Origin of the sequence: Bacteroides sp. RTP21281st1_H5_RTP21281_210402 (assembly GCF_040918965.1) — a bacterium.
Classification (GTDB): Bacteria; Bacteroidota; Bacteroidia; order Bacteroidales; family Bacteroidaceae; genus Bacteroides; species Bacteroides congonensis.
The window spans coordinates 220,869-235,058 of sequence record NZ_JBCOWR010000010.1; the positions used below are offsets into that span (position 1 = coordinate 220,869).

Annotated in this window: 9 protein-coding genes; 8 read left to right on the forward strand and 1 reads right to left on the reverse strand. The window is 44.8% G+C overall.

The genetic code is table 11. The features are described 5' to 3' along the window. Nucleotides 1-15: 15 nt before the first annotated feature. Complete coding sequence (locus tag AB5443_RS15940) at nt 16-1,692, reverse strand: glycoside hydrolase 43 family protein (RefSeq protein ID WP_368114083.1); 1,677 nt, start codon at nt 1,690-1,692, stop codon at nt 16-18. A 250-nt stretch (nt 1,693-1,942) separates the two neighbouring features. Between AB5443_RS15940 and pelA the strand changes: the two genes are divergently transcribed. From pelA to AB5443_RS15980, 8 genes are all read left to right on the forward strand, one after another. After that, nucleotides 1,943-3,250, forward strand: coding sequence for a pectate lyase (pelA, locus tag AB5443_RS15945; RefSeq protein ID WP_368114082.1), 1,308 nt, complete (start codon nt 1,943-1,945; stop codon nt 3,248-3,250). Between the two features lie 49 nt (nt 3,251-3,299). Continuing rightward, the gene (locus AB5443_RS15950; protein ID WP_368114081.1) at nt 3,300-4,301 is read left to right on the forward strand and encodes a DUF5123 domain-containing protein; all 1,002 of its coding nucleotides are present in this window, start codon (nt 3,300-3,302) and stop codon (nt 4,299-4,301) included. A gap of 43 nt (nt 4,302-4,344) precedes the next feature. Beyond that, a complete protein-coding gene (locus tag AB5443_RS15955; protein WP_368114080.1) occupies nt 4,345-5,667 on the forward strand; it encodes a pectinesterase family protein in 1,323 nt (440 codons plus the stop codon). 8 nt (nt 5,668-5,675) lie between these two features. Next, nucleotides 5,676-7,253 carry a glycoside hydrolase 43 family protein gene (locus tag AB5443_RS15960; RefSeq protein ID WP_368114079.1) on the forward strand — a complete coding sequence of 526 codons (1,578 nt, stop codon included), beginning with the start codon at nt 5,676-5,678 and terminating at the stop codon, nt 7,251-7,253. An 81-nt stretch (nt 7,254-7,334) separates the two neighbouring features. Further along, nucleotides 7,335-8,795 carry a polysaccharide lyase family 1 protein gene (locus AB5443_RS15965; protein WP_368114096.1) on the forward strand — a complete coding sequence of 487 codons (1,461 nt, stop codon included), beginning with the start codon at nt 7,335-7,337 and terminating at the stop codon, nt 8,793-8,795. A gap of 163 nt (nt 8,796-8,958) precedes the next feature. Continuing rightward, nucleotides 8,959-9,555 carry an RNA polymerase sigma-70 factor gene (locus tag AB5443_RS15970; protein WP_368114078.1) on the forward strand — a complete coding sequence of 199 codons (597 nt, stop codon included), beginning with the start codon at nt 8,959-8,961 and terminating at the stop codon, nt 9,553-9,555. 67 nt (nt 9,556-9,622) lie between these two features. Next, a complete protein-coding gene (locus AB5443_RS15975) occupies nt 9,623-10,633 on the forward strand; it encodes a FecR family protein (RefSeq protein ID WP_368114077.1) in 1,011 nt (336 codons plus the stop codon). A 160-nt stretch (nt 10,634-10,793) separates the two neighbouring features. Further along, entirely contained in the window at nt 10,794-14,189 is a 3,396-nt protein-coding gene (locus tag AB5443_RS15980; RefSeq protein ID WP_368114076.1) for a TonB-dependent receptor, read from the forward strand. Nucleotide 14,190: the final 1 nt, after the last annotated feature.

A 14,190-nucleotide genomic window follows, 5' to 3' on the forward strand; every position in this document is an offset into this window, starting at 1 on the left:
TACTTGCCGGCAATTTTACTTTTTAGTAATCCGGAACCAGTCTACATCCGCCCATCCACCGTCATTGGTAACGATAGCCGGACGCGTACAGAATGTTCCTATTTTAGCGCCAATCCACTGTCCCTCTCTGGCCTTGAAAGTTTTTCCTAAAGACTTGAACTTCTTTCCATCCATACTATAACTGAAATTGCATATCACACTCATGTTTTCCCTCATATTCCTGTTCTTACCTCCTTTGAGATGACTCTCAAAACGCACCTTCAAATACACTGTATTTTGGGAAATGCTGACCGAAGTATTCGTCACTTCCGGCGCGCCCTTTTCCGCCTTTATACATTCCACTTGCGAAAGCACTAACCCCTTGTCGGTATTTTCAAGAACAAGACCAGCATAGTCCCTACCCATAACAATAAGTCCCGTACGTTCCCCCTTATACTTCTGAATAGGGCTGAAGGTTAGCTTCATCGTTGCGGTGAAATTATCGGAAGGAGTTTTCTGCAACAAGAGGTTTGCTGCATCCCACAGATTCCTGTAATCCTTCACCACCGGATAAGAATATAACCTGACATACCCCTTGTCACCTGCATAGTATGCCCACTTCTCATTGATGTTAGCGTGCCATTGCCATTGCGGTGAAAGCGTATAGCCATCGAACTCGTCACTTTCCTGCGGAGTACAGACAGGATATGTTTTCCCTACATCCGGTTTCCTGTAAGTCATGACAGGTTCACCGCAACCGTCACCGTCGTTATCAATCCCAATAACCGGCCAGTCATTCACCCATTTCATCGGTTGCAGATGCATGATACGTCCGTAAACACCTACATCCTGAAAGTGAAGGAACCAGTCCTCACCGGTCGGCGTATCCACCCAAGCTCCCTGATGAGGGCCGTTGACAGGCGAGTTGCCTTGTGCCAATACTGTTTTCCATTCATAAGGGCCATATACGTTTTTGGAACGGAGTACGACCTGCCAGCCTGTCGCCACTCCACCCGCCGGATGGAAAATATAGTAATAACCGTTCTTCTTGTAGAATTTCGGCCCCTCACAAGTCTCGTGCGCTTCATGACCGTCGAAAATGATTCGTGAGGAAGTAATGGCTTCACTCGCTTCCTTATTCAATTCGCAAATGGCAATCACACTTTTCAATCCCGCACGGCTTCCCGCGTAGGCGTGTACCATATATACTTTTCCATCCTCATCCCAAAGCGGACAAGTGTCGATAATGCCCTTTCCCGCCTTCACCAGAACAGGTTTCGTCCACGGGCCTCTCGGGTCTTTGGCTTTCACCATGAAAGCTCCCTGGTCGGGATCACCCCAAAAGATATAAAACTCCCCGTTATGATGGCGGATACTGGGCGCCCATACACGATTGCCGTGCTCCGGCCGCTCAGGAGTTTCAACGGGCGGAAGCGCCTCAGGCACAGCCGCACCGATAATTGTCCAGTTCACTAAATCCTTCGAGTGCAGTATCTGCAATCCAGGCAGACAGTTGAAGCTGGATGAAGTCATGTAAAAGTCCTCTCCCACGCGACAGGCGTCCGGGTCGGAATAGTCGGCATAGAGCACCGGATTCTTGTATTTCCCGTTTCCCAAGTCGGAAACCCATACTTCGGATACATAGTTTTTTTGTGCCGCCAGATGAGTGGCAGCCAACAGGCAGAAAGCTAAAATCTGTGTGAGTCGTTTCATGATACAAGCATATAAAAAAATGAATGATTCGTTTTCGGAAAACAAAAGTAAGGCAAACATTCCGCTTGCAAGTAGAGTATTTAACCGGAAAATTGTAAAATTTGGCAGAACAGCGATAATTACGATTTTCACCACCTATTCTAAGAAAAAATACACTTCATTCTCTTTTTAAATCCATACTTTTGGACATTGAAAATACGGATATGATATTATCTGTCGTACTATGAATACAAATAATAAAATAACAACTATGAGATTCCTTCTTTTATTTATGATGTTGTCTCTGCTCATGCCGGAGTGCAAGTCATCACAATCTGCAGAGAGTTCACAACGAACCGCCCAGTCATCCATCGAAAAAAAGAAATGGTTGACACTGGCAGTTTCGCAACCGGAAGAGTGGTATGCGACCGATGAAGCCAGAGAAGTGGCGGAAAATGTTCTCCTGTACCAAAGAAATATCGGAGGATGGCCCAAGAATATCGAGATGCACCGCAAGCTCACAGACAAGCAAAAAACGGAAATTGCCGGTCAGAAAGAAAAGACAGATGCCATCTTCGATAATGGAGCGACCACTACCGAAATGAGATTTCTGGGTAAAATGTATAAAGCGGTGAAAGACCCACGTTACAAAGACGCGGTAAACAAGGCAATCGACTTTATCATCGCTGCACAGTACGATTCCAACTACAAAGGAGAAGGAGGATGGCCGCAAGTATATCCGTTGCGGAAAAAGGGGTACACTTCCCGCATTACATTCAACGATGATGCAATGATCCATCTTTTGGAGATACTAAGGAAAGTCTATCATAAAGCGGACGAATTTTCGGATATCGTGGACGACGCAACAGCCACCAAAGCTAAAACCAGTTTTGACAAAGGAGTACAATGTATACTAAACTGTCAGGTAACGGAAAACGGGGTGAAAACTTTCTGGGGAGCACAACATGATGAACACACGCTACTTCCCGCAGTCGCCCGTCCGAAAGAACTTCCTTCATACTCCGGTTCGGAAGGGGCACGAATCCTTCAGTTCCTGATGGAGCTTGAAAATCCTTCCCAAGAAATAAAAGACGCCGTTGTCGCTGCGGCAGAATGGTTGGAGAAAGTGAAGATACCCAACAAGAAAGTGGTGAACGTCATGGAAAACGGTGTTCTTGTGGACAGAAAAATCATCGACTCTCCGGGTGACGATATGTGGGGACGCTTCATACAAATCGGCGGCGAAGTCGGACAGGAAGCGTTTGACGCACTTGTCAACGGTTACCTGAAGAAAGGTTCGAAAGGCGGATTCAGTTACAGGGAAAACGTACTCTCTTCCTATGACCCGACCAAAACGTCACAGCCAATTTACAGCATATATGAAGCCGACCGTCCCAATCTTCTCTACCGCTACCTGTACATTTTCGAGGACACCGAACCTGTCGTCATCAACGGTGTTTCCACCGCTGTATCTTTGGATGCGAAAACAAGAATAAAATACCAATATCTGGGCAACTGGCCGCAAAAAGTGCTTCGTAAACTATATCCTGCATGGAGAAAGAAAAACGGGCTCGATTAAAAAAAGAATCTTATCATACGCATTATTCAAATCTTAAAAACTTACACACATGAAAAAAGTATTTTTATCAATATTACTTGCAGGAATGTACGCCTTTCAAGTAAATGCTAATCCGGTACTGAAAGTAGCGCCTACCTCGGACGGTAATGTAGACTTGGGAAAACTGGTCAGCAAATTTGTACAGAAGAACAAATGCACCAGTCTTACTGTAGAGTTCGAAGCCGGAAAAACCTACAAAATCGAACGCCTGAAACTTCCTCAACTGGAAGAAATCACACTGACAGGCTCAACCGATGCCAACGGCAAAAAGACAGAATTGGTTTTAAGCAGCATCCTTTTTACATCTCCCGTAAAGTCACTGGCATTCAAAGATGTATGCTTAGACGGCAATGACACCCGTTTTCTGATGGCATGGGACGGCGACCTGTACGCCCAATCGCTCTCCTTCACCGGATGCGAAGTGAAGAATGTCAACCAAAGTGTAGTCCGCATCGGCAAGAACGGGACGGGCATGTCTATCAAAGACATCACTTTCGACAACTGTATACTTTCAGAACTTAGCACCGTTGGCTGGGGCGTAGTAAACGTAAGCAGTGACGTGGCTGCACTGGAACGTATTGCTTTCATCAACAGTACCCTAATCAATGTAGGCGACCAGCTAATGGATTTACAAGGCGGTGTCGGCCATATCATTGTGGAAAACTGTACTTTTTACAATGCAGCAGATGCAAAGAAAGATTTATCCAGAGTATTCCTATTACGCAAGACCAACGATACTCCGGCTTCTCCCGCCACCTTGACCGTACGTAATGTTATCTTTGCCGGCAACAATGCAGGAAAACCGATGAGCGCCGGATTGGGAAACTACAAATGCCTCAACTTTTCGGACAATAACTACATAACTTCCGATCTGGCTGAAGGTAAAGTTCCTTTCACAGGAATTACCAGACTGGAATTTGCCGCAGACAAATTCTTTGTTAATCCGAATGAGGGAGATTTCCACATAAAAGCTAAATTTGCAGGCAAAGCAGGTGACCCGCGCTGGTATTAACCGACATCATTAATATAAAAATATATAGCATACCAAGTAAACCATGAGAAAAACAATCATATCCATCTTATTGGCAGGAGTTTCCATTCTGAACTACGCACAAACCCAAAGCGGAGTTTATCAGTCTGTTGTCGCAGCTGATGGCAGTGGAAATTACAAAACCATTCAGGAAGCCGTAGACGCTGCCCCCGAGAAGCAAGCCAAACCTTGGCTTATCTTCGTAAAGAACGGTTCGTATGAAGAACAAGTTGTCATTCCGAAAGAAAAGCCCTATATACATCTGATCGGTCAGGATAAAGACAAAACTATCATTCATTTAAGTCTGAACGTGGGTGGCAAACCGACAGGCAAAGAGTCGGAAGCCGTATTACCCTATTGGGAAGTATCTGTCCATAACCCTTCCTCTCCGGTCTACAAACGTGAAGGTTCGGTAGTGATGATAAAAGCACCTCATTTCTACACAGAAAACATCTCGTATATTAATGACTGGGGAGTACTCGCCGAAAACGGACCGCAGGCTCTGGCTATGAAAAGCTTTGCAGATTGTGCTTCATTCAACAACTGTATCTTCCGTTCATGGCAGGATACATGGCAGACTTCTCCAAACGATGCACATCGTCATTATGTGAAAAATTGTCGGATTGAGGGTGCCATCGATTACTTCTACGGTGGTGGAGATGTATTGGTAGAGAACAGCACATTCTACAATACACGGAGTGGTGCTATCCTGACAGCTCCTTGCCAAAAGGATGCCAAATGGGGGTATGTATTCAAGAACTGCATAGTAGACGGCAATGAGGCTGCTGCCAATGTAAAAAGATGGGGAGTAAAATTCGGGCGTCCGTGGCGCAATTCTCCCAAAGCTGTCTTTATCAACACGACACTGAATATCCCAATCAACCCCGAAGGGTGGACAGATATGGGAACCATCCCGGCACTTTTTGCTGAATATAACACCAGTGACGCCAAAGGAAATCCGGTCGATTTGAGCCAGCGTAAAACTGAATACCAATATAAAGACCGCTCCACGGGGGAACAGGTAAAAGGTACATCCCGTACAACCATCAGTAAGGAAGAAGCCGATAAATATACATACGAAAATATAATTTCCGCAACCGACGGTTGGAATCCGCGTAAAATGATGCAGCAAATGGATGCACCACGGGATCTTGCTTATCAGGGAGGAAAGTTTTCATGGAATGCAGTAAAAGGAGCCGCAGGATATATCATATATGATGGCGAAAATATAGTAGGATTCACTACCACAGACACTTCTTTCCCGGTATCGAAAATAAACTATACACTAAAAGTCTGTGCAGTCAATCCATACGGAGCTTTAGGTAAAATAGAGGTTTTGAGGAAATAACAAGTAACATGAAAAAAATCGCACTAGTCTCTTTTCTTTTACTGATTGCAGTCTACATGCATGCACAATGGAGTCCGGATAACGGTGACGGAACTTACAAGAATCCCATTATCCATGCTGATTACTCCGACCCGGACGTCATCCGGGTCGGAGACGACTACTGGATGGTTGCTTCCAGTTTCACCTGTATGCCGGGTATTCCCCTGCTACACTCTCATGACCTTGTCAACTGGAAAATAGTCAATCATATCTACGACCGCCTTCCTCTTCAGAAGTACGATCATCCTGTTCACGGACAAGGCTCCTGGGCACCCTCTATCCGTCATCACGAAGGAATGTTCTATGTCTATTTCTGCACACCACACGACGGGCTTTTTGTTGCACGTGCCACCGATCCGCTAGGTAAATGGGATCTCAAACACATTGTCGATGTAGAAAAATGGGAAGACCCGTGTCCTTTTTGGGATGAAGACGGTCAAGCCTATCTGGCACATAGTATTCACCGCGGCGGCCCTGCTATTATTCATAAAATGTCATGGGATGGCCTGCAACTGCTCGACAATGGCAAAGTAGTCTACCACGATATCGAAGTAAATCCCATACTGGAAGGATTAAAAATGACGAAACGCAACGGATGGTACTACATCTTCGCTCCTGCCGGAGGAGTAGCCCACGGATGGCAGACCGTGCTGCGTTCCAAAAACATCTATGGGCCGTACGAGCCTCGAAAAGTGCTCGAAGCAGGCAACGGTATCAACGGGCCTCATCAGGGAGGACTGGTCGAAACCCAGACAGGCGAATGGTGGTTTATCCATTTCCAGTCCAAAGGAATATATGGCAGAATCAACCATCTCCAACCCGCCCGCTGGACAAAAGATGACTGGATTGTCATCGGTGAAGACCCCGACGGGAATGGTACCGGCACTCCCGTACTGACTTATCGCAAACCGAATGTAGGAAAGACATACCCTGCCTGCACACCGCAAACTTCCGATGAATTTAGCACCGGAAAGCTAGGACTACAATGGCAATGGCAAGCTCATGAAAATCCGGACTGGTTTTCCCTTTATGCCCGTTCGGGACATATCCGTCTTTTCGCCGAGCCCTGCCCGTCGGAACAAGGCAACTTGTACTTCGCCGGCAACCTGCTTTTACAAAAACTGCCTGCACCTGTATTCACGGCAACGACCTATGTCGAAACCCGTTTTACCGATGCCGGTGAACGTGCCGGAGCCATTGTCATGGGAAACGCCTACACCTATATCGCCCTCATTCGTGGAGAACAAGGCAACCGCATCTCCGTAATCAGCGGACGCAATGACCGTCTGGCTGTCATCCCGGAAGAACTGGCAACCGTTGAAACGGAAAGCGAAAAAGCCTGGTTTCGTATTCACATTCACAATGATAAGGAATGTAGCTACTCTTACAGTACTGACGGGGTACATTTCAAAGAATTGGGCAGCCGCTATCCTATCATTAACGGTACATGGATAGGAGCCAAAGTCGGGATTTTCTGCAGTTCTCCGAATATTGTCCGTGGAAAAGGATACGCGGATTTCGATTATTTCCGGCTGGAAAAGCAGTAATAGATAAAATAAGATCAAGAATAAGAATCTGATTAATAGAATTATACAATGAGAATTACAATCATTTTTATAGCATTTCTAATGGGAGTATCCGGTGAGTGGAGTCACGCCTGTGCACAAGAAACCGGTAAACTGCCGTCATTTCCCGGAGCCGAAGGTTTTGGAAGATATACCACAGGCGGACGAGGAGGTACTGTCTATCATGTGACAACTCTGGAAGACGGTGATTTTAAAGGCACTCTTCGTCATGCAGTCAATCAACGCGGTCCGCGAACGATTGTTTTTGATGTAGCCGGCAATATATTTTTAAACGCTCCGTTGCGCATCAAACAAGATGATATAACCATTGCCGGTCAGACAGCTCCTGGACAAGGTATCTGCATAGCCCGCCATCCGGTAACCATCGGTGCAAACAATGTAATTATCAGATACCTGCGTTTCCGCGTAAGCAATGAAGTAGAAGGAGAACCCGACGGGCTGGGTGGCATGGACAGGAAAAATATCATCGTCGACCATTGTTCCATCAGCTGGTCGGTGGATGAATGTTGTTCCGTATATGGGAATGAAAACTCAACCGTCCAGTGGTGTATCATCTCCGAAAGTCTCCGGACAGCCGGACACTCCAAAGGAGCACATGGATTCGGCGGAAATTGGGGCGGCAACCACGCTTCCTACCATCATAATCTGATGGCGCACCACATGAGCCGTGTACCCCGCCTAGGCCCTCGTCCTTCCACACAAGAACATGAGTACATGGATTTGCGGAACAACGTATTCTACAACTGGGCAGGTAATGGCTGCTATGGCGGGGAAGGTATGAAAGTGAACATCGTGAACAATTACTATAAACCGGGGCCTGCCACTCCCGACAATAAAGTTCGCTACCGGATAGCTTCTATCAGTGTCCGCAACAATGATTATTGTTTTGACAAAGAAGGAAATCCCAACAGATGGTTCCCCATGCTACACGTCTGGGGGAAATTCTACGTAGACGGCAATATCATAGAGGGAGAGCCGGATGTCAGCAAGGACAACTGGACGAAAGGTATTTACGAACAAGTCAGAATAAAAGGGAGTGACGGCACATACACCGATGCTACCCGTGACAGCATCCGTTTAAGAACTCCTCTCGATCCAGGTGTCATAACGACCCATACAGCAGAAGAGGCATACGAAAAAGTACTGGCTTCCGCCGGCTGTTCCAAATGGCGGGACATCATCGACGAACGCATCGTCAAAGAGACGGCTACGGGAACGACTACCTATATCGGCAGTATCAGTAAAGATGCCGCCCGCTTTCCCGGTCTGATTGACATTCCCCAAGATACCAAGCCCAAAGGAGAAGATTCCCCCTGGGTCAAACTATCGGACGGCGGAGTCAAAGCTGAAGACTTGAAGGACACGGACAACGACGGTATGCCGGACTGGTGGGAACTGAAAAACGGACTGAATCCGAAAGATGCATCTGATGGTACGAAAACGACTTTAAGCAAGGAAGGATATACCAATCTGGAGGTATATCTGAACAGTCTGGTCAAGTAACATACTTATTTCATATAGAAATAATACTGACAACTGTGTTTTATGTGAACAATAAAAACGTATCACTCCTCGTAGATTGATACGTTTTTTTGATATTACCAATAACACTTTATAAAGTTTCATAACCAATGCTTTATTTACCAATAATTGAATTGGAGCGACTATGGAAGATACAACAATCATCGAAAGCCTGCGCCGAAGGGACGAGTCTACATTCAAGTGCATCTTCGAACGCCATTATGTTTTACTCTGCCGCTTCGCAAACCAGATACTGAATAACGCAGCCCTTTCAGAAGAGGTAGTGGATGATGTCATATTCTATTTATGGGAGCATTGCCGAGAAATAGAAATCACCTGTTCTATCCGGGCTTACCTGATGCGCTCCGTTCGTAATCGTTGTCTGAACGAGCTACAATCATTGCGTTACCGGGAAGAATTACATTTCTCGTCTTTCACCTTACCGGAAAATATAGAATTTCTGGACTCCATTTTCATTGAAGAGAGCCAACCTCTAGGCATTTTACTGGAACAAGAACTGGAAGAAGAGCTTGCACGTAACATTGAGCAACTTCCTTCGGAATGCCGTACCGTATTTAAAAAAAGCCGTTTCGAACAGAAAAGATATGAAGAGATTGCTTCTGAACTAGGAATCTCCGTAAACACTGTTAAATACCACATAAAGAACGCATTATCATCCCTTCAGAAGAGCATGGAGAATTATCTCCAACTGCTCGTTATCTATATTTTCATGGGAAATTGAAAAAAGTTTGTATTTCGACTACCCGCCACTCTTATTTTTTTGCCTTATATATAAAAGCACCGGAAATATGCAATTAGAAAAACATACCGACATAGACCAATTAATAACCCGATATTTATCGGATACACTGGACAAGGAATCTTTTGCCGAACTGAAACGCTGGAGTTCGGCATCCGAATCCAACAGGAAATATGTCAGGAATAAACTTGAAATCTGGTTTTCGTCAGGAACGGCAGACCATACCGCCGCCCATTTCAATAAAGACAAAGCGTTTTCTTCATTCAAACGACGGATGACCGGAACCAGAAAAAGGAAAGAGCAACTCCTTCGTTTCTCATGGAAAACCTTCATACGGGCAGCAGCCGTTTTATTGATACTGATACTGCCGGTCGCCACTTACCGGCAGGGAAAAGAGGCAGTGAAACAAACTTTTGCCGATATGGTTGTCGAAGCCCCTATGGGAACCCATACAAAGTTGTATTTACCGGACGGGACATTAGTATGGTTGAATGCCGGCTCAAAAATTATGTATTCCCAAGGATTCGGAATAGATGACCGCAAGTTGAAACTGGAAGGAGAAGGCTATTTCGAGGTAATCCGGAATGAAAAAGTTCCTTTCAAGATAAACACAAAGGAAGTAAACCTGCAAGTACTGGGAACCAGATTCAATTTCCGTAACTACCCCGATGACGAAGAAGTGACAGTGAATCTTATGGAAGGTAAAGTTGCCTTGCACAATCAAATCAGAACGATGCCGGATCTGTGTCTCGAACCGGAAGAAAAAATGGTTCTTAACAAACTGACCGGTGAAATGAGCAAAAGTAAGGCAAGGACAAACAAGTCGAATGTCTGGATTAACGGTGAACTCTTTTTTGATGAAGATTTACTGGAAGATATTGCCAAAAAACTGACGCGCACTTATAATGTAAAAGTCGAAGTGGCCGACTCATTACGCAACAAACGTTTTTATGGCAGTTTTGAAATATCCGGTAATACGATAAATAAGATTCTGGATACAATGGTTTCTACCAGACAAGTAAAATACAGGTGTGAACATGATGTATATATACTCTATTAGTGTTGAATTTTAAATATGGAAAACATGAAAAACATTCGAAATCTCTCTTCCGGTTAATTTTTATTCCCTACACTATTAAGGAATAATAAAAAAGCCGTCCTTCAGGATTGGCTTACTACCGATTTTATTTCTATTCATTTAATTTTAAATCCAAAAGCTTATGAGAAACTTTACCAGGGCTATTTATATAGCCTCAGTAGCTCTTTGTCTCAATTTGTCAGCCTATTCGCAAGGCATTACACTGAAATTCAAGAACATAACCGTAAAAGAAGCTATCGAACAACTAAAAGAGAAATCCGGTTATGCATTTGTTTTTTCTTCCATTGACGTAAATACCGGCAAACGTATCTCCGTTACAGCCAATAACGCGACAATTGAAGAAATAGTAAAGCAGATTCTTCAGGGACAGAACCAGTTAAGTTATGAAATTCAAGGAAACAAGATTGTTATCAAGAAAGCCCAACCGAAACCGGACAATCCTGTGAAGAAAATTAAAGCCACAGGTAAAGTAGTAGACACGAACGGAGACCCAGTTATCGGGGCGACCGTCAAAGAACAGGGTACCTCGAACGGAACCATTTCCGACATGGATGGTAACTTTTCATTTGAAGTGGCGGACAATGCTGATTTGGAAGTGTCGTATGTCGGTTATCAGAGCCTGCATATAAAGGTGCAGAACGGTAAAGTCCCGGCCATCATTCTGAAAGAAGATACAGAGACGCTCGACGAGGTCGTTGTCGTTGGATACGGTACTATGAAAAAACGTGATCTGACAGGCGCGGTTTCTTCCATCGGCGCAAACAAACTGAAAGAACGCTCCTTCGGTAATGCCCTGCAATCAATGGCAGGACTAATTTCCGGCGTTCAGATTACGCAGACACAAGGTGCTCCGGGAATGGCTCCTACCATAAAAGTACGTGGCTCCTCATCCATTAATGCAGGCACTTCCCCGCTCTATGTAATCGACGGCATTCCTTTGGAAGATAATACAGGAACAAACGCTGTGGGAAAAGCGAGTGACATGTCTTTTAATAGTAATCCGCTGAATAATATCAACCCCAACGACATCGAATCCATCGAAATACTAAAAGACGCATCTTCAGCAGCCATATACGGTTCGCGCGGTGCCAACGGAGTGGTTCTGGTAACGACCAAACAAGGTAAAGCCGGTAAAACCAAAATCGACGCCAATTACGAGTTCGGCATATCAAGGGTAAATCGCCGCATTGATGTGATGGACGCCAAAGAGTGGATGGAATTTGAAACAGCCGCACGAAATAACACATGGTCTACAACTTTAAAGAACAATCCCGACGCAGTCCGTGGAAACAACACTATGATTCCGACAGAGTTTTCCGATCCCGAATGGCTGGCAAGAATTGGAAATGGAACAGACTGGCAAGACGTGTTGTTCAGAACGGCATTTACTCATAATGTCCAGATTTCCGCTTCCGGTGGTTCTGAAAAAACTCAGTTCATGTTTTCCGCCGGTTATCTGGATCAGGAAGGAGTGATAGATCAAAACGAATATAACCGTCTCTCAGTCCGTAGTAATATCAACCATAAGTTTAACAATCACATAGATGTTGGCCTGAAGATCGGTCTGACACGCACAAATGATTCTCCTTATGGCATAGAAGGCAAATCTGATGCCGTAAGTCTGGCCGTACAGAGTGATCCGATTTTCCCTGTCCGCATGGAAACCGGTAGTCTGGGCTTTTACGATCCGGAATCAATATGGAATGTATTCCAAAAATATGGGTTCAACTCATGGCATCCCTATGCCTTGACCCGCGAAATTTCAAAGAAAAGAACCACCAATGCCATATTGCTCAACAGCTATCTCAATTATAAAATTATCGACGGACTTGATTTCAAGATGTCTTTTAATGCCAATACGGAAGACACCCAATACAAAACTTACCAGAATGCCGGACAAAATTGGGGATGGACAGGATGGGTGGATGCAAAAGCCGACTTTATCACGCAACGTTCGCTGAACTGGGTATGGGAAAACACACTAAATTACAACAAGACCTTTAACAGGGATCACTTTGTCACAGGATTATTGGGATACACCATGCAAGAACAGAGACTGGAACGCAGCAATATGAGTGCAAGTTCCTTTCCCAACGATTTGGTTCATACACTTAATGCGGGAAAGGTTTCCGGCGGTTCTACGACAGAGACAGAGTGGGCGCTGATTTCTTATCTGGCACGTGCTACCTATTCTTATAAAGGCATATACATGGCTTCGGCAACTCTTCGTGCCGACGGTTGTTCCCGCTTTGGCAAAGATAACCGTTGGGGATATTTCCCATCCGCCTCTCTTGCGTGGCGTATGTCGGAAGAGAATTTCATGAAAGGACTAAACTGGCTCGACAATTTGAAAATCAGATTGAGTTATGGTGTTACAGGTAATAACCAAATTTCAGATTACGGCGCAATAGGCTTGTTGGGATACACCACTTACGTCAAGAACGGTGCATTAGCACAAGGTATCTACACAAACACTTTGCCTGATCCCGAATTAAGATGGGAAAAGACGGGACAGGTGAACTTAGGACTGGACGCGAGCCTGTTCAACAATCGTATCCATTGGTCTTTAGACCTTTATTACTCAAAAACACGTGATTTGTTACTAGATGTACCGATTCCGGTGCTGACAGGCTTCCGGTCTACCCTGACCAATGTCGGCAAGCTTGAAAATCGCGGAGTGGAATTCCTGCTCTCCACCCGGAACATTGATAATGGAGATTTCTTGTGGACCACCGATTTTAATATTTCAGCCAATCGTAACAAAGTGTTGAAATTAGGCGCCAATAACGCTCCGATTATGGTAACAAACAATGATGCTATCTCAAAGACGGAAGTCGGCCAGCCTGTCGGAAATTATTTTGGATATGTTTTTGACGGAGTACTAAGCCAAGCGGATATTGACAAAGGAATTCCTGTGTATCCGGGCAGTGAGGCAGGTGATCCTAAAGTGCGCGATGTCAATAAGGATGGAAAAATCAATGCGGACGACCGTACTATCATAGGAAATTACCAACCCGATTTTACGTGGGGAATGACTAATAATTTCTCTTATAAAGGTTTTGAACTATCCATTATGTTAAGCGGTTCCCAAGGGGGTGAAATAATGAACCAACAAGCACGTTTCACCAAGATATTCAATAATAACAGAAATGCCTATAAATCTGTCGCCAACTTCTGGAGATCGGATGAGAATCCCGGCGATGGTTCCACTTTCAAGCCACGTGTCGTTCAAAACACCGTACAAGCACAAAGCTCTACCTATTGGGTTGAAGATGGTTCCTTTGTACGTATAAAAAACATACGCCTGGGTTATAACTTCCCGAGTTCCATATTGAGAAAATGCCGTCTCACCAACCTAAAGCTTTATGTAAATATGGAAAACATCCACGTATTCTCTGATTATCCCAATTTTGATCCGGAATCCAGCACTTACCAATCCGGCTATCTCGTTGGATATGATTATGGAGCCTATCCGAATCCATTTACCGCTACTGTAGGTATTAATTTAAGCTTCTGAT

What these genes read in the sequence shown, in the direction of transcription:
- AB5443_RS15940 (WP_368114083.1), bottom strand. Translation starts at nt 1,692, where the DNA reads ATGAAACGACTCACACAGATTTTAGCTTTCTGCCTGTTGGCTGCCACT.
- pelA (WP_368114082.1), top strand. Translation starts at nt 1,943, where the DNA reads ATGAGATTCCTTCTTTTATTTATGATGTTGTCTCTGCTCATGCCGGAG.
- AB5443_RS15950 (WP_368114081.1), top strand. Translation starts at nt 3,300, where the DNA reads ATGAAAAAAGTATTTTTATCAATATTACTTGCAGGAATGTACGCCTTT.
- AB5443_RS15955 (WP_368114080.1), top strand. Translation starts at nt 4,345, where the DNA reads ATGAGAAAAACAATCATATCCATCTTATTGGCAGGAGTTTCCATTCTG.
- AB5443_RS15960 (WP_368114079.1), top strand. Translation starts at nt 5,676, where the DNA reads ATGAAAAAAATCGCACTAGTCTCTTTTCTTTTACTGATTGCAGTCTAC.
- AB5443_RS15965 (WP_368114096.1), top strand. Translation starts at nt 7,335, where the DNA reads ATGGGAGTATCCGGTGAGTGGAGTCACGCCTGTGCACAAGAAACCGGT.
- AB5443_RS15970 (WP_368114078.1), top strand. Translation starts at nt 8,959, where the DNA reads ATGGAAGATACAACAATCATCGAAAGCCTGCGCCGAAGGGACGAGTCT.
- AB5443_RS15975 (WP_368114077.1), top strand. Translation starts at nt 9,623, where the DNA reads ATGCAATTAGAAAAACATACCGACATAGACCAATTAATAACCCGATAT.
- AB5443_RS15980 (WP_368114076.1), top strand. Translation starts at nt 10,794, where the DNA reads ATGAGAAACTTTACCAGGGCTATTTATATAGCCTCAGTAGCTCTTTGT.